The organism is Shimia sp. NS0008-38b (assembly GCF_040370365.1).
Classification (GTDB): Bacteria; Pseudomonadota; Alphaproteobacteria; order Rhodobacterales; family Rhodobacteraceae; genus Shimia.
This window is the reverse complement of record NZ_BAABWQ010000003.1, coordinates 825,440-845,491: the sequence shown is the minus strand read 5'-3', so window position 1 is coordinate 845,491 and position 20,052 is coordinate 825,440. Positions and strand designations below refer to the sequence as shown.

20 protein-coding genes and 1 riboswitch are annotated in these 20,052 nt (G+C 56.3%); of the genes, 14 read left to right on the top strand and 6 right to left on the bottom strand.

The features are described 5' to 3' along the window. Positions 1–2 precede the first annotated feature (2 nt). Positions 3–2,348, top strand: coding sequence for an aldehyde dehydrogenase family protein (locus ABWV47_RS16255; protein ID WP_353313682.1), 2,346 nt, complete (start codon positions 3–5; stop codon positions 2,346–2,348). Between the two features lie 325 nt (positions 2,349–2,673). Here ABWV47_RS16255 and ABWV47_RS16250 read toward each other — a convergent pair whose 3' ends face one another. Then, on the bottom strand, positions 2,674–3,240 hold the full coding sequence (locus tag ABWV47_RS16250; RefSeq protein WP_353313680.1) for a TetR/AcrR family transcriptional regulator: 567 nt from the start codon (positions 3,238–3,240) through the stop codon (positions 2,674–2,676). 121 nt (positions 3,241–3,361) lie between these two features. On the opposite strand from ABWV47_RS16250, the gene ABWV47_RS16245 reads away from it, so the two are divergent. The 13 genes from ABWV47_RS16245 (at position 3,362) to ABWV47_RS16185 (ending at position 14,636) form a co-directional block, all read left to right on the top strand. Continuing rightward, complete coding sequence (locus tag ABWV47_RS16245; protein ID WP_353313678.1) at positions 3,362–3,832, top strand: YHS domain-containing (seleno)protein; 471 nt, start codon at positions 3,362–3,364, stop codon at positions 3,830–3,832. 102 nt (positions 3,833–3,934) lie between these two features. After that, positions 3,935–4,042: riboswitch (TPP riboswitch) on the top strand. A 46-nt stretch (positions 4,043–4,088) separates the two neighbouring features. After that, positions 4,089–4,892, top strand: coding sequence for a bifunctional hydroxymethylpyrimidine kinase/phosphomethylpyrimidine kinase (gene thiD, locus ABWV47_RS16240; RefSeq protein ID WP_353313676.1), 804 nt, complete (start codon positions 4,089–4,091; stop codon positions 4,890–4,892). Beyond that, positions 4,889–5,866 (top strand): FAD-dependent oxidoreductase, encoded by a 978-nt coding sequence (locus ABWV47_RS16235; protein WP_353313674.1) that lies wholly within the window; start codon positions 4,889–4,891, stop codon positions 5,864–5,866. The genes thiD and ABWV47_RS16235 overlap by 4 nt, the downstream gene beginning before the upstream one ends. Further along, positions 5,850–6,044, top strand: a complete 195-nt coding sequence (gene thiS / locus ABWV47_RS16230) for a sulfur carrier protein ThiS (RefSeq protein ID WP_353313672.1) — start codon at positions 5,850–5,852, stop codon at positions 6,042–6,044. The genes ABWV47_RS16235 and thiS overlap by 17 nt, the downstream gene beginning before the upstream one ends. A 1-nt stretch (position 6,045) precedes the next feature. Next, positions 6,046–6,819, top strand: a complete 774-nt coding sequence (locus tag ABWV47_RS16225; RefSeq protein ID WP_353313670.1) for a thiazole synthase — start codon at positions 6,046–6,048, stop codon at positions 6,817–6,819. Further along, positions 6,816–7,412 (top strand): thiamine phosphate synthase, encoded by a 597-nt coding sequence (locus ABWV47_RS16220; RefSeq protein WP_353313668.1) that lies wholly within the window; start codon positions 6,816–6,818, stop codon positions 7,410–7,412. Before ABWV47_RS16225 ends, ABWV47_RS16220 begins: the two co-directional genes overlap by 4 nt. Next, complete coding sequence (locus ABWV47_RS16215; RefSeq protein ID WP_353313666.1) at positions 7,409–8,374, top strand: ThiF family adenylyltransferase; 966 nt, start codon at positions 7,409–7,411, stop codon at positions 8,372–8,374. The genes ABWV47_RS16220 and ABWV47_RS16215 overlap by 4 nt, the downstream gene beginning before the upstream one ends. A gap of 15 nt (positions 8,375–8,389) precedes the next feature. Further along, a complete protein-coding gene (locus ABWV47_RS16210; RefSeq protein WP_353313664.1) occupies positions 8,390–9,325 on the top strand; it encodes an ABC transporter substrate-binding protein in 936 nt (311 codons plus the stop codon). Next, on the top strand, positions 9,322–10,002 hold the full coding sequence (tenA, locus tag ABWV47_RS16205; RefSeq protein ID WP_353313662.1) for a thiaminase II: 681 nt from the start codon (positions 9,322–9,324) through the stop codon (positions 10,000–10,002). The genes ABWV47_RS16210 and tenA overlap by 4 nt, the downstream gene beginning before the upstream one ends. Beyond that, on the top strand, positions 9,999–10,727 hold the full coding sequence (locus ABWV47_RS16200) for an ABC transporter ATP-binding protein (protein WP_353313660.1): 729 nt from the start codon (positions 9,999–10,001) through the stop codon (positions 10,725–10,727). Before tenA ends, ABWV47_RS16200 begins: the two co-directional genes overlap by 4 nt. Continuing rightward, positions 10,724–11,458 (top strand): ABC transporter permease, encoded by a 735-nt coding sequence (locus ABWV47_RS16195; RefSeq protein WP_353313658.1) that lies wholly within the window; start codon positions 10,724–10,726, stop codon positions 11,456–11,458. The genes ABWV47_RS16200 and ABWV47_RS16195 overlap by 4 nt, the downstream gene beginning before the upstream one ends. Positions 11,459–11,679: 221 nt before the next feature. Then, positions 11,680–13,542, top strand: a complete 1,863-nt coding sequence (locus ABWV47_RS16190) for an ATP-binding protein (RefSeq protein ID WP_353313656.1) — start codon at positions 11,680–11,682, stop codon at positions 13,540–13,542. 8 nt (positions 13,543–13,550) lie between these two features. Further along, on the top strand, positions 13,551–14,636 hold the full coding sequence (locus tag ABWV47_RS16185; RefSeq protein ID WP_353313654.1) for an extracellular solute-binding protein: 1,086 nt from the start codon (positions 13,551–13,553) through the stop codon (positions 14,634–14,636). Positions 14,637–14,662: 26 nt separating this feature from the next. Here the strand turns inward: ABWV47_RS16185 and ABWV47_RS16180 are convergent, their stop codons facing one another. The 5 genes from ABWV47_RS16180 to ABWV47_RS16160 form a co-directional block, all read right to left on the bottom strand. Next, positions 14,663–15,451: a CpsD/CapB family tyrosine-protein kinase gene (locus ABWV47_RS16180; RefSeq protein WP_353313653.1), complete on the bottom strand. Its 789-nt coding sequence runs from the start codon at positions 15,449–15,451 to the stop codon at positions 14,663–14,665. 134 nt (positions 15,452–15,585) lie between these two features. Beyond that, the gene (locus tag ABWV47_RS16175) at positions 15,586–16,557 is read right to left on the bottom strand and encodes a glycosyltransferase family 2 protein (protein ID WP_353313651.1); all 972 of its coding nucleotides are present in this window, start codon (positions 16,555–16,557) and stop codon (positions 15,586–15,588) included. After that, a complete protein-coding gene (locus ABWV47_RS16170; RefSeq protein WP_353313649.1) occupies positions 16,554–17,777 on the bottom strand; it encodes a glycosyltransferase family 4 protein in 1,224 nt (407 codons plus the stop codon). The genes ABWV47_RS16175 and ABWV47_RS16170 overlap by 4 nt, the downstream gene beginning before the upstream one ends. Then, the gene (locus tag ABWV47_RS16165; RefSeq protein WP_353313647.1) at positions 17,774–18,751 is read right to left on the bottom strand and encodes an NAD-dependent epimerase/dehydratase family protein; all 978 of its coding nucleotides are present in this window, start codon (positions 18,749–18,751) and stop codon (positions 17,774–17,776) included. Before ABWV47_RS16165 ends, ABWV47_RS16170 begins: the two co-directional genes overlap by 4 nt. Beyond that, a complete protein-coding gene (locus ABWV47_RS16160) occupies positions 18,748–19,881 on the bottom strand; it encodes a Gfo/Idh/MocA family protein (protein WP_353313645.1) in 1,134 nt (377 codons plus the stop codon). Before ABWV47_RS16160 ends, ABWV47_RS16165 begins: the two co-directional genes overlap by 4 nt. Positions 19,882–20,052 lie beyond the last annotated feature (171 nt).

Sequence of the window (20,052 nt, the reverse complement as noted above, 5' to 3'; positions counted from 1 at the left end):
CAATGACTGTTAAAGAGATTTTCGACACCATGGAATATGGCCCCGCACCTGAAAGCGCAGCAGATGCGCTGGCTTGGATTGTTGATCAAGGCGCCGCGTTTGGACACTTCATTGACGGCGACTGGACCACGCCGCGCAAAGATTTTGAGTCTAGAAATCCAGCAAACGGCGAAACGTTGGCGGATCTGACACAGGCCTCCGAAGACGAGGTCAATGCCGCTGTCAAAGCCGCCCGAAAGGCTCAGTCCAAGTGGGAAGGTCTGGGCGGCCACGGCCGTGCGAAATACCTCTATGCGATTGCGCGTTTGCTGCAAAAACACAGCCGCCTCTTTGCGGTGCTTGAGACGCTGGACAACGGCAAGCCAATTCGTGAAAGCCGCGACATCGACATCCCGTTGGTACAGCGCCATTTCTACTACCACGCGGGTATGGCGCAGCTGATGGAAGCTGAACTGCCAAACGCCCAAGCTTTGGGTGTGTGCGGTCAAATTATTCCGTGGAACTTCCCGCTGTTGATGCTGGCGTGGAAAGTTGCACCGGCGCTGGCGATGGGCAACACGGTTGTGCTGAAGCCTGCAGAATACACGTCCCTGACGGCAATGGCCTTTGCAGACATCTGCAAACAGGCCGGTCTTCCAGCTGGTGTCGTGAACATCGTGACGGGTGACGGTGCCGTGGGCGAAATGATCACTGCCCATGAGGACATCAACAAGGTGGCCTTCACGGGCTCCACAGATGTTGGAAAACATATCCGCGCAGCCACGGCAGGGTCTGGCAAATCGCTGACGTTGGAACTGGGCGGAAAATCCCCTTACATCGTGTTTGATGACGCCGATATTGACAGCGCCATTGAGGGGCTGGTGGATGCGATTTGGTTCAACCAAGGGCAGGTTTGCTGCGCAGGCTCACGGTTGTTGGTGCAGGAAGGCATTGCCGAGTCTTTTTACAAGAAACTGAAGACCCGTATGGATGGGCTTCGCATTGGCAACCCTTTGGACAAATGCATTGACGTTGGCGCGGTGGTCGACCCGGTGCAGCTGAACACGATTACCGAAATGGTCGCGGGCAACACTGAGGGCGAAACATATCATGCACCTCTGGAGATGCCAGCAGAAGGGTGCTTCTATCCGCCCACGCTGATCACCGGCCTCGCGCCATCCTCCAAACTGATGCAGGAAGAGATTTTTGGTCCAGTGTTGGTGTCCACCACATTCCGCACCCCGTCTGAGGCGGTCGCACTTGCAAACAACACGCGCTATGGCCTCGCGGCCACGCTTTGGACTGAAAACGTGAATCTTGCCCTTGATATCGCACCCAAGCTGGTTGCGGGGGTTGTTTGGGTGAATGCCACGAACCTGTTTGACGCCGCTGCAGGCTTCGGCGGTGTGCGCGAGAGCGGCTTTGGCCGCGAAGGCGGTTGGGAAGGGCTTGCGGCCTATACCAAACCAAAGGGGACAGCCAAGTTTCTCAAACCCGTTGAGGCTTTCGTCGGCGACAAAGGACCAGCAGATCCTTTGGACCGCACGCCCAAGCTTTATGTCGGTGGCAAGCAAACGCGCCCTGACAGCGGCTATAGCCAGACTATCTATGGCAAAGGTGGCGTTTTGTTGGGGCAGGCGCCAATTGCCAGCCGCAAAGATGTGCGCAACGCTGTTGAGGCTGCGCATGCAGCTAAGGGGTGGTCAGGCACAACCGGCCATTTGCGCGCGCAGATCCTCTACTACATTGCTGAAAATCTGTCGGCCCGACGCGACGAGTTCGCAACCCGCATCAACGATTTGACCGGTGGAAAAACCGGCGCTGCAGAGGTTGAAACCTCGCTTTGCCGTCTCTTCACCTACGCCGCTTGGGCGGACAAATACGATGGTCAGGTGCATGGTGTGCCGATCCGGGGTGTTGCCTTGGCAATGAAAGAACCGGTTGGTGTTATTGGCGCGCTTTGTGCGGATGAGACCCCCCTTCTAGGTTTGATCTCTGCCATGGCGCCTGCGATCGCCATGGGAAATCGCGCGGTGCTTGTTGCTTCTGAGGCTTTCCCACTGGCGGCGACGGATTTCTACCAAATTCTGGAAACGTCCGATGTTCCGGGTGGCGTGGTCAATATCCTCACCGGCGTGCATGCAGACCTTGCTGGCCCGTTGGCTGGGCATCTTGATGTGGATGCGGTCTGGTCGTTCTCCTCAACGGACTTGTCCGCTGAGATCGAGCGCGCCTCTGCAGGCAACTTGAAACGCACGTGGGTCAACAACGGGCTGTCGCGCGATTGGTTCGAAGCGGATGGCGAAGGTCGCGCGTTCCTGCAAGCTGCGACAGAGGTCAAAAACATCTGGGTTCCGTACGGCGAGTAAATCGCAGCCTGCACAACATATAAGAACGTCCAACAGCTCCGCCTCTTTGTGGAGCTGTTGCTTTTCAGGTCTCCTATACTTGCCACCTTTTATCGTTGCATGAGCGGGACGGACGATCCCGCCATATCAAAGATCTTGTCGCGGTCTTCGGCGTGCTGCCTATCAGAGATCGCGAACTTAAACTGCATTAAGCGCTTTGATTGTTTCGGAACACCGCTCACAGAATCAATACGCGCGTCGGTGCACGTTCCGAACACTTGTCCCGGGATATGCGCAAACTTGTCGTGCTGGTGTCAGGACGGATCACCGCCACGGTGACACTGGGTTAGCTTGGTTGTTCTTCCATCAGCAGGCGTTTGAGGCGTGCGGACCAATCTTCATGTACGCGGCCGGATTTGCCCATCGCTTGAACACCGAAATAGAGATGTAGGACAACTTCGGCGAGCTCGTCCCGATGTGCGGTTGAGCTCCCAACTTTCCGTTTTTCCAAGACCGACCGAATACCTTCTTTTAAACGGTCTGCCATCTCTTGCGTCTTTGCCGCCACTTTCGGATTGTTTGGCGCAACTTCGACCATCGCGTTGCAAATGAAGCAGCCGCGATCCGCGGTTCCCGACTGTGTAAACATTGGCAACAAACACGTGGAAGCTTGCGGGGCCTCGCAGGCCTCTAACATCTGCAACGTGCTGGAAACCACTTCCGTGTCATATCGTTCCAGAGTTTGAAAATAGATTGCTTCTTTGTCTGCGAAAGCTTTGTAAAAGCTCCCGCGCGTCACGCCCATGGCGCGCAATAGGCTTGGCAGACTGGTGGCCTTGTACCCCTTGCGCCAAAAGATTTCCATTGCACCATCAAGCGCATGGTCTGTGTCAAATTCTCTGGGTCGGGCCATTTTGGGGCACTCACGCACATTTCACATTCAATTGATTTGTACCATTTGGTTCCGAATTGTAAATAACACCCATTAGGAACTGATTGGTTCCGAACTCAGATCAACCGAAAGGAAACTCCCCATGTCTATCCTTAAGTCCCTTATCACCGGCGCCGCACTTTCCGTTGCAGTTGCCACATCTTCCATCGCAGCTGGCGTGGATTTGAACGCCAGCTCAACCGGTCTTGCGCTGCAGGGATATGATCCCGTTGCCTATTTCACTGAAGGTGCCCCAACCCGCGGCAATTGGAAAATCACGTCCACATATAATGACGCGACCTACCGTTTCGCGTCCGAAGATCACAAAGCCGCGTTTGAAGCTGATCCGGAGGCTTACCTGCCGCAATATGGTGGGTACTGCGCCTTTGGCGCCGCGATGGGCTTTAAGTTTGACGGTGATCCAAACTACTGGCGCGTTGTAGACGGTGAATTGTTCTTGAACATTTCTCAGGACATCCAGGAACGCTGGGTCACTGACATCCCGGGCTACATTGAAAAAGCCGACACCAACTGGGTGACCATCGAAGACAAAGATCCGGCCAGCCTGCAGTAACCTGATAGGCAACACTCACGGAGGCCCCCGTCTTATATAGGCGGGGGTTTTTTCGTGCGTGACGCAGCGATTGACGTTGGAGACATGCTTGTCTATCAAACACCTTAACCGTTGGGGTGCCTCACATGAGGGGGCTGAGAGTCGCGAATGCGTAAACCCATCGAACCTGATCCGGGCAATTCCGGCGGAGGGAACGGTGTCAAAGAAGATAGCGTTTTTACCGTTGTGAATCCCGTGTGAGCACTGGGAGGCCGATGTGGCACATATCGCTTTGACAATTGCTGGCTCTGACAGCGGTGGCGGCGCAGGCATTCAAGCAGATTTGAAAGCGTTCAGCGCGCTGGGCACCTTTGGCACAAGCGTGATCACCGCCGTGACAGCCCAAAACACACAAGCTGTGACAGCTGTGCATCCGATCCCGCTGGATGTGGTCCGTGCGCAAATTGAGGCGGTCCTGAGTGACATGGATGTAGGCGCGATCAAAATTGGCATGCTTGCCACGCCTGAGATCATCGGTGTGGTGGCTGAGGCAATTGGCGCATTTTCCGGGCCCGTGGTGCTGGACCCGGTGATGATTGCCAAATCGGGAGACGCGCTTTTGGCCGAAGAAGCGGTCACCACCTTACGCGATGTCTTGGTGCCCATCGCAACAGTGATCACCCCAAACCTACCAGAGGCAGGCTGGCTTCTGGATGAAGAGGCGGCAGAAAATCAGGCAGCTGTGGTTGCGCAGGGACAGGGGCTGTGTGCCGTTGGGGCGCAAACGGTTCTGATGAAAGGCGGCCACGCACAGGGCGACCTGTGTCATGATTATCTTATAAACTCTGATGGCGTTTTGCGCGAGTGGACGGCACCACGTCGCGCCACAAAAAACACCCATGGCACGGGTTGCACGTTGTCGTCATCGATCGCAGCAGGGTTGGCCAAGGGGCTGTCCTTGGAGGATGCTGTAACAGAGGCACATGTTTACCTTCAGGGTGCAATCGCTGCCGCTGATGATCTCAAGGTCGGGAACGGACACGGCCCGCTTCACCATTTCCATAGGGTTTGGGACGCGTGACAATCTACTCCGTCATAGGGGCTGGTGTTGCCGGATTGACTGTGGCCACGGAGCTCGTCGAACGTGGGGCTGAGGTGCAGGTATTTGACCCCGCAGGTCCACCCGGCCCACATGGCTGTAGCTGGTGGGCGGGTGGTATGTTGGCGCCGTGGTGTGAATATGAAAATGCCGAAGAACCGGTGCTGCGCTTTGGTCAAGAGGCCATTGATTGGTGGACACATCATACCAAAGTCACAAAATCGGGCACGCTGGTTGTGGCCAGTAAACGCGATATGCCAGATCTGCGTCGGTTTGCGCGGCGCACAGAAGGTTTTTCAGAGATCGGGCGCGAAGGTGTGGCTGAGCTGGAGCCGGACTTACACGGGTTTGGCCAAGGCTTGTTTTTCGAAAACGAAGCCCATCTAGACCCGCGAAAAGCGTTGTTAGATCTTCATCGGGGTCTGCAGGACAAGGCTGTCACGTTCCACAAAAAGCAGGCTCCGGCAGGTCTGCAAAATACCATCGATTGTCGCGGGCTGTCCGCGCGTGAGCGCCTAAATGATCTGCGCGGGGTTAAAGGAGAAATGCTCGTGATCCGTGCGCCGGATGTAGAGATCACGCGCCCTGTACGCCTGCTGCATCCCCGCATTCCACTCTACATCGTGCCACGTGGAGAGAGCATCTATATGCTGGGCGCAACGATGATTGAAAGTGAAGACAGTAGCCGCATCACTGCGCGCTCAATGTTGGAGCTATTGAGCGCATCTTATGCTCTCAACCCGGCCTTTGGTGAGGCTGAGGTGCTTGAAATCGGAGTCGATCTGCGCCCAGCATTCCCCGATAACCTGCCTCGCGTACGGCGTTTGGGTGGTACAATTTACGCCAACGGGCTCTACCGCCACGGCTATCTGCTTGCGCCTGCTTTGGCGCGCGCCGTTGCGGACTTGGCGCTTCACAACACACAGTCGGAGATGGTCGATGAAGATCGTGATTAACGGAGAGACCCGCAATGTTGCGGCGACAGATTTGGCGGCAGTTTTGGACGAATGCGGGTTTTCTGGTCGCGTAGCGACCTCAGTGAACGAAGACTTCGTGCCTGCAACATTGCGAGGGGCACGGACCTTGACAGATGGCGATCGGGTCGAAGTTGTTGCGCCGATGCAGGGAGGCTGACATGCGTAAGTCGTTTTATGGTGTAGAGCTGCCAAACCCACTGATGCTGGGCACCGCACAATATCCAAGTCCCGCCATTCTGGAAGAGGCGTTCCGCGCTTCTGGTGCCGGAGTTGCAACGGTATCATTGCGCCGTGAGGGGGCAGGGGGCACCGGGCAAACCTTTTGGAAGATGATTGAGGATCTGGGTGTGCATGTGCTGCCCAACACGGCCGGCTGTCATACGGTCAAAGAGGCGGTGACCACCGCCCATATGGCGCGTGAGGTGTTTGACACCAAGTGGATCAAACTTGAACTGATCGGCCACACCGACAGCCTGCAACCCGACGTGTTTCAGTTGGTAGAAGCCGCGCGTATTCTGTCCGAGGATGGCTTTGAGGTGTTCCCCTATACCACCGAAGATCTGATTGTCGGTGAGCGGCTTTTGGACGCCGGATGTGAGGTGCTGATGCCTTGGGGCGCGCCGATTGGGTCTGGGCGTGGTTTGAACAACCCCTACGCATTGCGGGCCATGCGCGCAGAATTTCCCGATGTGCCTTTGGTGGTGGATGCGGGCATTGGCTTGCCCTCTCATGCTGCGGCGGCGATGGAACTTGGTTTCGATGCAGTCTTGCTCAACACCGCCGTGGCACGCGCAGGTGATCCGGTCCAGATGGCGCAGGCGATGATGTCCGCTATCGAGGCCGGCAAGGCCGGCTTTGACGCTGATCCCATTGAGGCGCGCGACATGGCCGAAGCTTCGACTCCAGTGATCGGAAAGGCTTTCCTGACATGACTTTACCAAGGTTCTACCCGATATTTGACGACGTCAGCTGGCTCAAACGCATGCTGCCGATTGGCATCAAGCTGGTGCAGCTGCGCATCAAAGACGCCAGCGATGATCACGTGCGGGCCCAGATATCTGAAGGCCAAAGCCTGTGTCGCGAATATGGCGCGGCCTTGGTGATCAACGACTATTGGCAGATTGCCATAGATCTTGGGTGTGACTGGGTTCATCTCGGACAAGAAGATTTGGACGACGCTGACCTCGCAGCGATCCGCAAAGCGGACTTAAAATTGGGGGTGTCCACACATGATGACGAAGAGCTGGAGCGTGTGCTGGCTATGGAACCGGAGTATATCGCCTTGGGCCCGGTCTACCCGACCATTTTGAAAAAAATGAAATGGCACCAGCAAGGCCTCCCACGTGTGACTGAATGGAAGGCGCGCGTGGGCAATGTTCCCTTGGTGGGCATTGGCGGGATGTCTGTCGAACGTGCACCCGGCGTGTTTGAGGCAGGGGCCGATATCGTCTCTGCCGTGACAGATATCACGCTCAATCCGGATCCTGAGACCCGCGTACGCCAATGGCTGGAGACCTGCGGATGAGCCGCTATGTGCGCCAGATGATCCTACCAGAGATGGGAGAGACCGGGCAAACCGCACTGTCGCTGGCGCATGTGCTTGTCATTGGCGCGGGCGGTCTTGCGGCGTCGGCGCTGCCTTTGTTGGCGGGCGCAGGCGTTGGTCGGATCACAATTGTTGACGGGGATAACGTTGATCTGTCCAATTTACATCGCCAAACGATGTTCACAGAAGCTGACCAAGGCCGCCCAAAGGCTGCGGTGGCAGCCGCGCGGTGTCGCGCGATCAACAGTGAGATTAATATAGATGCACTGGCCGAAACCTTAACGCCGGCAAACGTCGCGGCTCTTTCGAAAGCGGCCACCTTGGTCATGGATTGCGCTGACAGCTACGCGGTCAGCTACACGCTGAGTGATCATTGCTTCAAAGCAGGCACGCCCTTGATCACCGGCTCAGCCTTGGGTTTGTCGGGATATGCCGCTGGCGTCTGCGCGGGCGCGCCGTCACTGCGCGCAATCTTCCCCGAAGCGCCCCAAAACGCGGCGAGCTGTGCCACCTCGGGTGTCATGGGCCCCGTTGTGGCCATGATCGGCGCACTACAGGCGCAAATGGCCTTGGCGGTTTTGATTGGGCAAACGCCCAGCCCGTTGGGTCAAATGGTTCCTTTTGATGCGCGCAGCATGCGCAGCTCTGCGTTTCGATTTGATGGCGCGCCAGAGCCTGTGCAGGGCTTCACCTTTGTCACGCCGGAGATGCTGGGCACAGAGGACACAATCATAGAACTACGCGACGCCGAGGAAGCGCCCGTCGCGGCCCATCCCAACGCGCAACGCATTGCGCCGCAGGATTTGAAAGACAGGCTGCCCAAGGCGGATGGACGTTTGGCGCTGTGCTGCGCCACCGGTTTGCGGGCTTGGCGTGCAGCAGAAAACACACATGAATTATGGCCCGGCGAGATTGTACTCGTTGCGGCTTCAGCTTCTTAAGTCGGAGGAAACCACATGAAGCACCTGATCACCGCCATCGCCCTGCTGGCCACAACGCCAGCCATGGCCGCGGATAAAATGACCGTCCTGCTCGATTGGTTCGTCAACCCCGACCACGGCCCGATCATTGTTGCGGCTGAAAACGGATATTTTGCGGAACAAGGCCTTGAGGTCGAAATCGTGGCGCCTGCTGATCCATCGGCTCCACCACGTCTTGTGGCAGCAGGTCAAGGTGATCTCGCGGTGTCTTATCAGCCGCAATTGCACCTGCAAATTCACGAAGGCTTGCCGCTGAAACGGGTTGGCACCTTGGTGGCAACACCTCTGAACTGCTTGTTGGTGCTCCAAGATGGCCCAATCAAATCCCCTGCGGATCTTAAAGGTAAAAAGGTCGGCTACTCCGTTGCGGGTGTTGAAGAAGCTGTGCTCGGCGCGGTTTTGGGCAAATATGGTGTGTCCACAGACGACATCGAGCTGGTGAACGTGAATTTCTCTCTTTCGCCGTCACTGATGTCTGGTCAGGTGGATGCGGTGATCGGGGCATACCGAAACTTTGAGCTGAACCAAATGGACATCGAAGGCGTGCCGGGCACCTGCTTTTACATCGAAGAAGAAGGTGTGCCGTCCTATGATGAGCTGATCTATGTGGCAAATCCTGAGACGATGGATGCCGATAAAGTTGCGCGTTTCATGGCCGCGACCGAAAAGGCGACACAGTATATCGTGAACAATCCAGTCAAGAGCTGGGAAATCTTCGCAGCCACATCCACCGAACTGCAAGACGAGCTGAACAAGCGCGCATGGGTTGACACGATGCCACGTTTTGCGCTGCGTCCTGCGGGATATGATGCGGGTCGCTACGCTCGGTTTGAGCAGTTCTTGTATGACAGCGGCATGATCCCGTCGATCAACCCGGTGAACGCGATCACCATTGATGTGACCGCCAAATGAGTGCGCCGTCTTACGGTCGCGCCTTCGCGCTGATGCGTGAGGCGGCAGGCGAGGCATGGGGGGCTTACACCCGCCATGCCTTTGTCGAAGGGCTGCGCGATGGGTCTTTGCCGCGTGACGCTTTCCTGCACTACCTCCGTCAAGACTATGTGTTTTTGATCCACTTTTCGCGGGCTTGGGCGCTGGCTGTGGTGAAATCGGAAACCCATGCAGAGATGTTGGCAGCTGTCGCCACAGTAAATGCTTTGGTGGCTGAGGAAATGCAGCTGCATGTGGGGATCTGCGCAGCGGCGGGTATTTCGCAAGAGGAACTCTTTGCCACAGACGAACGTTCAGAAAATCTTGCCTACACGCGCTTTGTGCTTGAGGCTGGTTACTCCGGCGATCTGCTGGATTTGCTGGCAGCTTTGGCGCCCTGCGTCATGGGCTACGGAGAGATTGGCACGCGTTTGACGTCGGAACGGACTTCAGACGTCTATGCTGATTGGATAAATACCTATGGCGGAGAAGGTTATCAGGGAGACTGCGCTGCGGTCGGGCAATTGCTTGATAACGCACTAGAACGGCGTTTGGGCAAGGACTTTGAAAACAGTCCGCGTTTCGCCACGCTGTGCGACAAATTCCGCAAAGCAACCGAGCTCGAAGTCAACTTCTGGCAAATGGGACTAACCCCGTGAGCGATGCGCCCGGCGTGACATTTCAGGGGGAGGCCACCATTGGTGGAAAGGCGCTGTTTGCGCCCTTGTCCCTGACGCTGGATGCTGGGCGTTGGACCTGCTTATTGGGCGGGTCAGGGGTCGGAAAAACCACGGTGTTGCGCCTCTTGGCAGAATTGCCAACTGGCGCAAACTTCAACGGTACAATCCAGGCCACGGATACCCACGCTGTTGCGGATCGGGTGGCGTATATGGCGCAATCTGATCTCTTGTTGCCATGGGCGACGGTGGAGAAAAATATCGCTCTGGGCGCTCGGTTACGTGGGCAGGCGGCTGACACGGATCGGTTGGAGCAGCTCTTGGAGCGCTGTGGATTGCACGACCACGTGGGCAAACGGCCCGCGGAATTGTCGGGTGGTCAACGGCAGCGGGTGGCGCTTGCGCGCACCTTGATGGAAGACAAACCAATCATTCTGCTGGATGAGCCGTTCTCAGCACTGGACGCTCAAACCCGTGTCGCAATGCAAGATCTAGCGGCAGAACTGCTTGAGGGGCGCACCGTATTGGTGGTGACACATGACCCCGGTGAGGCTGCGCGGCTCGGCCACGCCATCCATGTGATGACACCCTTAGGTTTGACGCCTTGCGTGCCTCCCGCCGCGCCCGTGCCGCGTGCAGTGGACGCAATCGAGACATTGACGTGCCAATCCAATCTGTTGCGGTTGTTGATGGAGAAATCAGCATGAAATTGTTCCCGCCTATTGCGGCAACCTTCTTTGCGTTGATTGTCTGGCAGCTGATTGTCACGCTGACCGGCGTGCAGAAGTTCATTCTGCCTGGGCCCGGCTTGGTGGTGGAAGCATGGTGGCAGAACCGCTCTGTGATTGCTGAGCATGCGCTTGTCACGCTCAAAGAAATCCTGATTGGCATGGCGATTGGCTGTACGCTGGGTATCGCCACAGCGCTCCAGCTGGCCACGTCCAAAACGGCGCGCACCTTGGTGCAACCCATATTAGTATTCACACAATCTCTGCCGGTGTTTGCGTTGGCGCCGATGCTGACATTGTGGCTGGGTTTTGGGTTGTGGTCGAAAATCGCCATGGCGGTGTTGATTATCTATTTCCCCGTGACCTCTGCGTTCTTTGATGGGTTGATGCGGACGCCTCCGGGGTTCCTTGATCTGGCCAAAACCATGCAAGCCAACCCTCGGTATGTCTTGTGGCACATTCGCGTGCCCGCAGCATTGCCCAGTCTTGGTGCCGGGGTCCGATTGGCCGCTGTTTATGCTCCGATTGGGGCGGTGATCGGTGAATGGGTCGGTGCGTCTCGCGGGCTTGGCGCTCTGATGATCATGTCCAATGGTCGGGCCAAAACCGACCTGATGTTTGCGGCGATGTTAACCCTTGGGGTGCTCTCGGTCCTGCTATACGTCTGCGTTGCAAAACTCACACGCAGGCTGGGTGACCGTGAAACCTAAGGTGAGTTTTTCTTCTCAAAAGGCACGTTCCAAACGGTTGTCAAAAAACATTCCTTAGATTGATTTGGAATTGTACAATACACGCGAATATTTGCACTAAATTTGCGCTCAAATCGGAATTTGCTCCGCATATCACGCGAATTTCTGCGTTCACCAATTCTTAGGGCTGGCCATTAAGAAATCTTTAACCACCTGCTGCCACTCACATATTGTTAACCAAAATGAAAACTACCAGACCAGCCATGGCACAAACGCGCATCACTCGAAAATACCTCCGCTTGCGCAGCGGAATCGCGCTTGGCATTGTTATGGTGGCGTCCGTCATCGCTATGATGGTTGCCATGATGGGGCGCGACAACATTGCTGCACGGGCACAAAACGCGGCGTCTGTCGATATGGTGCTACTGAGCTTGTCAGAATTGTCTTTGGCGTTTTACGATCTGAAAGACAGTGACAGCGCTGAGAGTGGATTTACATCGCGCGGGCAAGTACGGCGCGCAGCCCATGCTGCAGAGGCTGCGTTGGCGGTTATTTCCAAAGACGCGACGATGGACACATTTTCTCCGGATGCGCAGGACATTCTGACACGAGAAACGCTCAACCCACTGTTGGAATTACAAGAAATCCTCTTCATGGCCGATGTTGTTGTGACGCCGGGCAATACAAACATGAATATCTCACGCGCTGCGACGCTGGCTGCGGATTTGTCTCTGCGCGTGATGCCCATTTTTCATCGGGTTCGACAATTGGAGATGCAGGCCGGTGACAGGGCCGCTGACAGGCAGTTTCTCTATGGAATACTGGCTTTGACCATCACACTTCTCGGAGCAGGGGTCGCTGCGCGGTTTGTCTTGTTACCAATGGAGCGGTTTGTCATTCGCGCACAAGCTCGGGTTGATCAGAGCCGTCGAACCGCTGAGGCTGCATCACAGGCCAAGTCGATGTTTTTGGCGACAATGAGTCATGAAATTCGCACTCCCCTGAATGGTGTTTTGGGTTTGGCAGAAGTTTTGGGTGACACAAAGCTCGATCAGGAACAAAATCGCATGGTGAAAATGATCTCCAGCAGTGGTCATGCGCTGCTTCAGCTCATCAACGATGTGCTGGATTTGGCCAAAATTGACGCCGGCAAGCTCACTTTGGATCATGCCGACTTTGACCTTCATGAACTGTGCTGTGAAACGGCTGAGTTGTTCTCGGGTCAGGCTGCGAAAAAAGATGTGCATCTGGAAGTTTTGCCGCCTGAGGGGGCACCAACTTGGTTCGTGCATGGCGCGCCAAACGCGGTCCGGCAAATTTTGACCAATCTTGTGGGCAATGCCGTGAAGTTTACGGACGCCGGTTCGGTCACAATTAGGCTCGAAAACATGCCCTCTGCTCCAAATATGTCCCGTTTGGTGCGCTTGACTGTCAAAGACCAAGGTATCGGCATCGCGCCAGAAGCGCTTGATCGGATTTTTGATCAATTTGAACAGGCCGACGCCTCGACCACAACGAAATTTGGCGGCACAGGGCTCGGGCTTGCGATTGTGAAACGCCTGGCTGAAGCGATGGACGGGCATGTTCAAGTACGAAGTGTTGAAAACGAGGGTGCGGAGTTTTCGGTGGTGTTCCCCGTGACCTTGGCAAAATCCACATCGGTTGAAACGGGTGTGCGGCTAAAACACAGTTTTGGCAGGCGAATCTTGGTTGCAGATGATAATCGGGTCAATCAGCTGGTGGCTCAGAAGCTTCTGGAAAACCTCGGGTGTGAAGTGATTACAGCAGCCAACGGTGTCGAAGCGGTCGATCTCGCGCAAAGCGGTGAGCCGGATCTGATCCTCATGGATGTGCGAATGCCTGTGATGGATGGATTACAGGCGACACGAGAGATCCGCGCAAATGCGGATGATCCAAAGATAAGGAAGGTGCCGATTGTTGGCCTGTCGGCAAACGCTCACAGTGAGCATAGACAGAACGGCATTGCCGCAGGGATGAATGGGTATTTGCTGAAGCCGGTGAACCGAGAGGCACTGGTTGCGGAACTGGAGCAGCATTGGCCAAGTTCCGAAACGAACCAGAAAACCGTGGAAGCTTGCGCATGAAAATCGCCATGCCCATACGGACCCTATACGTTTGCAGCATCATATTGTTTGGGTCTCTGGCCCATGCAAACGAAGACAGTGTTTGGTTCTTTACGTGGCACGCCACAATACCGCCCCACGTTCAAGAGGCGTTCCGCACAGAGACCGGCATAGAACTGGTGGTCGATACTTTTAGCGCGTCAGACGTGGCAGAGGCGCAGTTGGCCGCCGGGGGCAGCGGCTATGATCTCGCGGTTGTACCAGTAGAAGCCGTCGCGCGTCTGATGGAAATTGGTGCACTACAGGAGCTGTCGTCACTGGATCTAAAGACTCCTGTGGAAATCAGCGAATGGGTCTTGGAGCCTCACAAGGAGGCTGTTCCAGGTATCGAAGAATTTACAAAACCGTTCTTGTGGGGGTCCACTGGTCTACTGGTTGATCAAGCTGCGGTGCAAAGTCGACTCCCCAATGCCCCCCTCGACAGTTGGGATCTGTTTTTTAATCCTGAGTACGCGGAAGTCCTTGCTGACTGCGGCATTTCGATTGTCGACTCGGTTCAAGAGGTTGTGGCAATCACGCTGAACTACCTTGGCCGTGATCCAAACTCGGTTTCGGAACCAGATCTTGATGCCGCGTTTGCTGTGCTTGCAGATGTGATGCCCTATGCCACTGTGACCGACGAGCAGTTCTGGCAAATCGAGCAAAGCGAGGTCTGCCTTTCTCTGACATGGAGCAGCACAGGGCTGGCACCGCAGATTTATGGGATGAATCCAGACTACACGTATAGCGTTCCCCGTGAAGGCTCTGTGATTTGGGCGGACGTGGTTGTCATGCCCGCGAACACCGAACGCACAGACCACAGCCGGGATTTGATCGACTTTTTGATGTCAGCACACCACGCCGCAGATATCGCAAGCTACGCTTTGGCCTCACGTCCGTCCTATGGACCAAGCTCCAATGCTGTGGGGGTTCAGGCTGATATTCTCAGACTGTCGTTTCCTGATGATCGTCGTGAGCTGATGTTTATGATGGACGCGCGCTCTGGGGCGGAGAAACGCGAGTTGGACAAAAGATGGCGGCGCTTACAAATGGGGTTTAAGTCCGGGTCTCGGTGATCGGTAGTCTTGGCGACACGGCGATCTCAGTAAGAGACCGGACCGTCAGCCTTGTTTAACATCACACCCAAAATCGGCTTAACCTCTGACAGGATCTGCTCAACTTTTGTGATGTCTTCAGCGGTGGAAATCCCGCCTCCCGCGACCACGAGTATGGCGTCAACATTCGGCAAAAAGCCAAGCACGTCATCAAACTCCAGCGCTGGCGGCATGTCAAACAACATCAAATCGGGGCACAATGCTTCTTCAAGCTCCTCCAAAACCTCTGATGTCATTTCGTTTTGAAACAGTTCAGCAGAGGTGTCGCTTGCGGAATCGTTCAACGCGACCGCCAAATTGGGGCGCACTCTTTGTAAAAAGTCTTCGGGTGCAATCACACCGCTCAGGTAGTCGGCCATGCTGTCGGGCGCTGCCAAACCTAGAATATCTGCCAAACTGGGCGACCGAAGGTCGAGGTCCAGCATGACCGTTTTGACGGTTTCTAAGCGACTGACGGCCAGCGCCAGATTGGTGGTGACAAAACTGCTGCCACATCCACGCGTTGGCGCGGTCACTGCGACGCGGCTCCAGCCGTGTTCATTGAGCGCCTGCAACAAGCGGGTGCGCAGCATATCAAATGCCGCGTGGGCGGGATGTGTGCGGGTGGCGCTGATGATATGGTTTTTGTCCAAAACGGCATCATCTAGACCGGCCACATTGAGGTTTTCCCAGACAACCTCAGGATCGCGCAGACTTGGCAGCCGCACGTTGTCCTCCGATGGATCGGTGGCGTCATCTTCAGGAAGCTCAGGGTCTTGATTTTGGTCAATGCTCATGGGCGTTTTGGTCCGCTCTGGTTGAGGCAACGCTAACAGAGCAATGCGGACAAAAGAAAGGCACTATTGCGGAGATTGGGGGACGCATCTGTAAGCTTGCGCGCCAGCGGGTTCGTCATTCGACAGGTCAACGGTCACTTGTACTCAATAATCTGCATCCCGTGCCCGCGCAGGCGACGCCAATGAAACAGTACCATTCCCAAGGCGTTGGGAAGTTTTGAGAGGGTGATCAAACGCGCATGCCGCCACGCCTCCCAATACGGAAGCCCGGCTTTCACCAGCCCGTTTTTGGTGCGAATATAACTGGCCACAAACAGGGCCATGACTCCCAAAAAGATCCACAAGTTCTCAAAAACGCCCCAAAGGGCCAGCGCCGGTAAAACCACGCCGTACACGATGGCGCGAAGCTGTTCTCGCAACGCATAGGGCGGGTGTTTCCAGCCCACCTGGGCATAGGCATGGCCGCCACGCACTGCGCGTTGCCACCATTGCGCAAATCGCATCATATCCGCGTCGTGGCGGGTCATCTCCTCGGGAAGGCGTCGCAGACCCCATCCAGCCTTGCCAATCCGCAGGCAAAAGTCTTCATCCTCACCGGCAATGACGTTCGCATCAAATCCACCGGCGTCAACAAAGGCTTGGCTGCGCACCAACGTGTCCCCGCCACACACCAAGATCTCCCCCGCGGGACGGCGCCATTCGAAGTCACAAAGAGCGTTGTACAGGCTGCGCTCTGGGTAAAGCTCTGCGCGCCATCCTGTCACCAACCCAAGCGTGTCATCAGCGCGCAGGGCAGCCTCACCTGTGGCGATCCAGTCGGGTGCAACGATGCAGTCACCGTCCACAAACTGGATAAACTCAGGCAGATCATCGGTCTCTGCCAACGCATCGAACCCCGCTTGTCGGGCGCGCGCTGCTGTGAAGGGCAGACCGTGGTCGAGTTCCACAACCAATGCACCGGCCTTGCGGGCCTCTGCCACGGAGTTGTCGTGGCTGCCGCTGTCCACATATACGGTCTCTACGCTTTGCGCTCTTAACGAGGCCAAGCAGGCAATCAACCGGTCACCTTCGTTGCGGCCAATCACAATTGCGGTGGTGGCCGTCATTTCATGGCTCCGCAAAGCAGCTCAGACAGACGCCCAGCCTCCTTGGTGACATCAAATGCCGCCTCCACCTTTGCGCGTCCCACAATGCCCATGCCTGTGGCGCGGGCCGGGTTGGCAAGTATTTTTGCCATCGCTGCGCTCAAAGCTTCGGGGTCCCCGGGTGGCACCAAAAGGCCTGATGCCCCATCTGTGACCAATTCGGAGATGCCCGCGATCTGTGTCGCCACCACAGGACGCCGTGCTGCCATAGCTTCCATCAGGACCACCGGCACGCCCTCTGCAAAGCTCGGAAGCACAAACAGATCAGATGCGGCCAGTGTCTTGGCCACGTCTGATTGAGATTTGTACCCAACAAAAGAGACGTTCTCGCTCAGACCTGCCGCCGATGTCTGAGACTCCAAAGCAGTGCGCCCTGGCCCGTCCCCGATCACGGTCAAATGGATATCCGGATACTCCGCTTTGAGCGGTTCCAGCGCCCGCAACAAAATCGGCAGCCCTTTCACGGGCGCCAAGCGTCCGACAAACAGCAGATTGGTCTCCACGGGATCATCAACCGCATCATATCGATGTGGGTCGACACCGCAGTGTACGATGTGCAGCTTGCCCCAATGTTTGGGGTCACAAAACGCCATCGCTTGCGATCTGCAAAAATAACTGATGCAGGCGACAAATTTCGCGCGGGCGATCTTCTCATCCAATCGCCAGTGATCTGGCGCAAAGAAAATATCTGGCCCGTGAAGGGTGAAACTATACGGGATGCCTGACATTTCACTCATCAACATCGCCACTGAGCAGGACGATTTGGCAATGTGATTGTGCAGGTGTCGCACGCCTTTCTTGCGCAGGTGTGCAGCCAGAACGGCAGCTTCAACAAAGTAAAACAGCTGATAAATCAGATTGCGCAAACCTGGCGGTGCGGTTTTGATCGCGAGCACCAAGGCACGCAAGAACCCACCCGGGCTGCGGATAAGCGCACCAAAGAGCGCGCCCAGCAGCGTGAATGGAGATTTTGCCGCTGCCAAAATGTAAAATGTGGTCTTGGCAGCTGCCTTTTGCTCTTTGCCCACCAGATGTTCTGCCCCGGTGCGTCGCACCGAACAGGTTTCCACCTTATGGCCTCGCGCGCGCAGCTCCGCCACCTCACGCTGGATAAACGTATCAGTTGCGCGGGGGTATTCGCCTGTCAGGTAGGCAATGGGATGGTCTGCAGGGTCACTCACGACGGATCAGCCTGTTTTATTTGGCGGTGGATAGCGGTTTGCATAGCGCCTTCAAAGGGCGTGATTGTGACAGGCCCAAGGCGTTTGTGCATCAGCGCGTTGCTATAGCGCAACGGGCGATGACGTGCTTCCAGCACGGCCCGTTTTAACAAACCGGGCAGTCTCTTGGAATTGGGCGTGAGCATCGATGCGATGCGCCACAGAAACAAAGGGGTGCGCAGGGCCAGCTTTGGCCAGCCGCAGGCGCGAAAGGCCGCCATAAATCGGCGACGGTTCGGTAAGTCATCATCCAGTATATTTAAAGTCCCCACTTCCGAAGGCGATCGAGCGGCCCGCACCAACATATCGGCAGCCAAACCCACCTGACAAAGAGGCACATCACCGCCGCCATCAATAACGATGCCCAAGGCACCCACGGATGGTCCGATATGGGCGTTAAACAGATGCCCTGGCCCCCAAACGGCGCCCAATCGCAACACGCTGAGTGAAAACCCAAAGAGCGAAGCACCGTCTTTGAAGAGCAGCTCTTGCGCATGTTTGGCCTGCGCGTAGGCGTCGCGTCCATGGGTGCACAGAGGGCATTCTTCGGTGAGGGTGTCGCCATCGGGCAGACTGCGCACATCGTAAACAGACAGCGATCCGACCAAAACGACATGTGGCACGTCCGCGGCAACAAGAGCATCTATCAGGGCCGAACTCGCGGCTTCTGTGTCTCGTGCATGATCCCCGGTCATCGCTGCCGCGCAGTGGATCACGGCACTGGCGCCGCGCAGCGCATCGACAAGCATGTCGTCGCCCGTTGTCAGGTCAATGACAACGGTTTCTATGTCAGGATCTTCTGCCCATTGTGGCGGAATCTTTTCACGCGTGCGCACCAAGGCCCGCACAGTCGCTTTCTGCGCCCGCGCAGTCGCGACACAGTGACGTCCAATAAGGCCGGTGGCTCCGGTGATGACAATGGGCCCCACGCTCATGTTGCCCAAGGCATCGGGGTGATTGGGGCACAGCTCGTCGTCATGTCTTGTGCGCAACCATCTGCACGCGCGTTTTGAATGGCCAAAGTGACCTCGTTGAGGTGTAGCGCAAAGTCAGACGTCAAACGACAAGGCCGCTCCTCTGCGAGCGCCGCTAGCATCTCCGCTGGGCCAAGGGCAAAGTTCATCCGAGCCGCGCCCCAACGTTCTACACTGGGGTGGGTTGGCCCCTTTAGCGTCTGTCGCGTACCGATAGGGTGTTCCATCAAACGTCGACGCAATGTGAAACGGCGGTGAAAGCGCACCGGTGCGTGATTGTCCCAAGCCTGTTTGACCTGCAACACGCCCTTGTCGCCAAATACGCGGATGCGATGATCATGTGGTGCGATGATAGAACAGGTCAGCCGAGCGGTGACGCCATTCTCAAAAAACAAGGTGGCGCTGGAGTAGTCCGGTGTGCCTTGGATCTCTTTGCCGGGCAGACATTCAGATGACGCCGCGACCACGCGGCGGACCGACCCGAACATGCCAATCAACCACGTCAGATAGTAGCCTGCATGTTCCAGCGTGCACCCGACGGAGAATTCGTCCTGTGCAGGCCATGGTGCACCGCTTTCGCTTTGCCAATCCGTGTAAGGCGCTTGTGGTATGAACCCATCGTCCAATTCCGCATAGATCAGACGCACCGGACCGGCGACGTCATCGCGAATGGCTTTCGCCAATGTTTGCGCTGTTTCGCCAAGCACGGAGCACGGGGCGGACGCCAACAGAAGCGCGTTTTGTGCCGCCAATTCATGCAGCGTGATGGCCTCCGCCATTTCCATGGCCAAAGGCTTTTCGGAGTACACGTGATGACCCGCTTCCAAACAGGCCTTGCTGATCTCAAAATGCGCGGAAGGATTGGTGAGGTTCAACACCAATGAGCCCTTTGGAAGATTGTCCAGAAACCGCTCTAGGCTGTCGACGGTATGCACTTTCCAATGATCTGCAAAGGCCCGCAGGCGCTCAGGGGAATGGTCATAGACTTGGGTGACCGCGATGTCTGAATGGGCCGCAAACGACCGCATATAGAGGTCGGCGACAAATCCACACCCGATAATGGAAATACTGCGGGTCTGGCGAGCAGGCATTGGAGAATCCTCTACTAGCAAATGTCTTCAACTATACCGGCTGTTGCGCATGATGCCACCACCGGAGATGGGGCAATGCGCTGCCATGTGGCGCATTTGAACCACCTGCGACAATTCCGGGCAGAGCTTCTGACGGGGCAAACACTGGGGTGCTAAACTAAGGCCAAATAG

Bases quoted from the DNA above. Each gene is read 5' to 3' on its own strand.
- ABWV47_RS16195 (WP_353313658.1), top strand. From the start codon at position 10,724: ATGAAATTGTTCCCGCCTATTGCGGCAACCTTCTTTGCGTTGATTGTC.
- ABWV47_RS16225 (WP_353313670.1), top strand. From the start codon at position 6,046: ATGCGTAAGTCGTTTTATGGTGTAGAGCTGCCAAACCCACTGATGCTG.
- ABWV47_RS16175 (WP_353313651.1), bottom strand. From the start codon at position 16,557: ATGACGGCCACCACCGCAATTGTGATTGGCCGCAACGAAGGTGACCGG.
- ABWV47_RS16245 (WP_353313678.1), top strand. From the start codon at position 3,362: ATGTCTATCCTTAAGTCCCTTATCACCGGCGCCGCACTTTCCGTTGCA.
- ABWV47_RS16185 (WP_353313654.1), top strand. From the start codon at position 13,551: ATGCCCATACGGACCCTATACGTTTGCAGCATCATATTGTTTGGGTCT.
- ABWV47_RS16255 (WP_353313682.1), top strand. From the start codon at position 3: ATGACTGTTAAAGAGATTTTCGACACCATGGAATATGGCCCCGCACCT.
- ABWV47_RS16165 (WP_353313647.1), bottom strand. From the start codon at position 18,751: ATGAGCGTGGGGCCCATTGTCATCACCGGAGCCACCGGCCTTATTGGA.
- ABWV47_RS16160 (WP_353313645.1), bottom strand. From the start codon at position 19,881: ATGCCTGCTCGCCAGACCCGCAGTATTTCCATTATCGGGTGTGGATTT.
- ABWV47_RS16210 (WP_353313664.1), top strand. From the start codon at position 8,390: ATGAAGCACCTGATCACCGCCATCGCCCTGCTGGCCACAACGCCAGCC.
- ABWV47_RS16250 (WP_353313680.1), bottom strand. From the start codon at position 3,240: ATGGCCCGACCCAGAGAATTTGACACAGACCATGCGCTTGATGGTGCA.
- ABWV47_RS16220 (WP_353313668.1), top strand. From the start codon at position 6,816: ATGACTTTACCAAGGTTCTACCCGATATTTGACGACGTCAGCTGGCTC.
- ABWV47_RS16190 (WP_353313656.1), top strand. From the start codon at position 11,680: ATGAAAACTACCAGACCAGCCATGGCACAAACGCGCATCACTCGAAAA.
- tenA (WP_353313662.1), top strand. From the start codon at position 9,322: ATGAGTGCGCCGTCTTACGGTCGCGCCTTCGCGCTGATGCGTGAGGCG.
- ABWV47_RS16215 (WP_353313666.1), top strand. From the start codon at position 7,409: ATGAGCCGCTATGTGCGCCAGATGATCCTACCAGAGATGGGAGAGACC.
- ABWV47_RS16180 (WP_353313653.1), bottom strand. From the start codon at position 15,451: ATGAGCATTGACCAAAATCAAGACCCTGAGCTTCCTGAAGATGACGCC.
- thiS (WP_353313672.1), top strand. From the start codon at position 5,850: ATGAAGATCGTGATTAACGGAGAGACCCGCAATGTTGCGGCGACAGAT.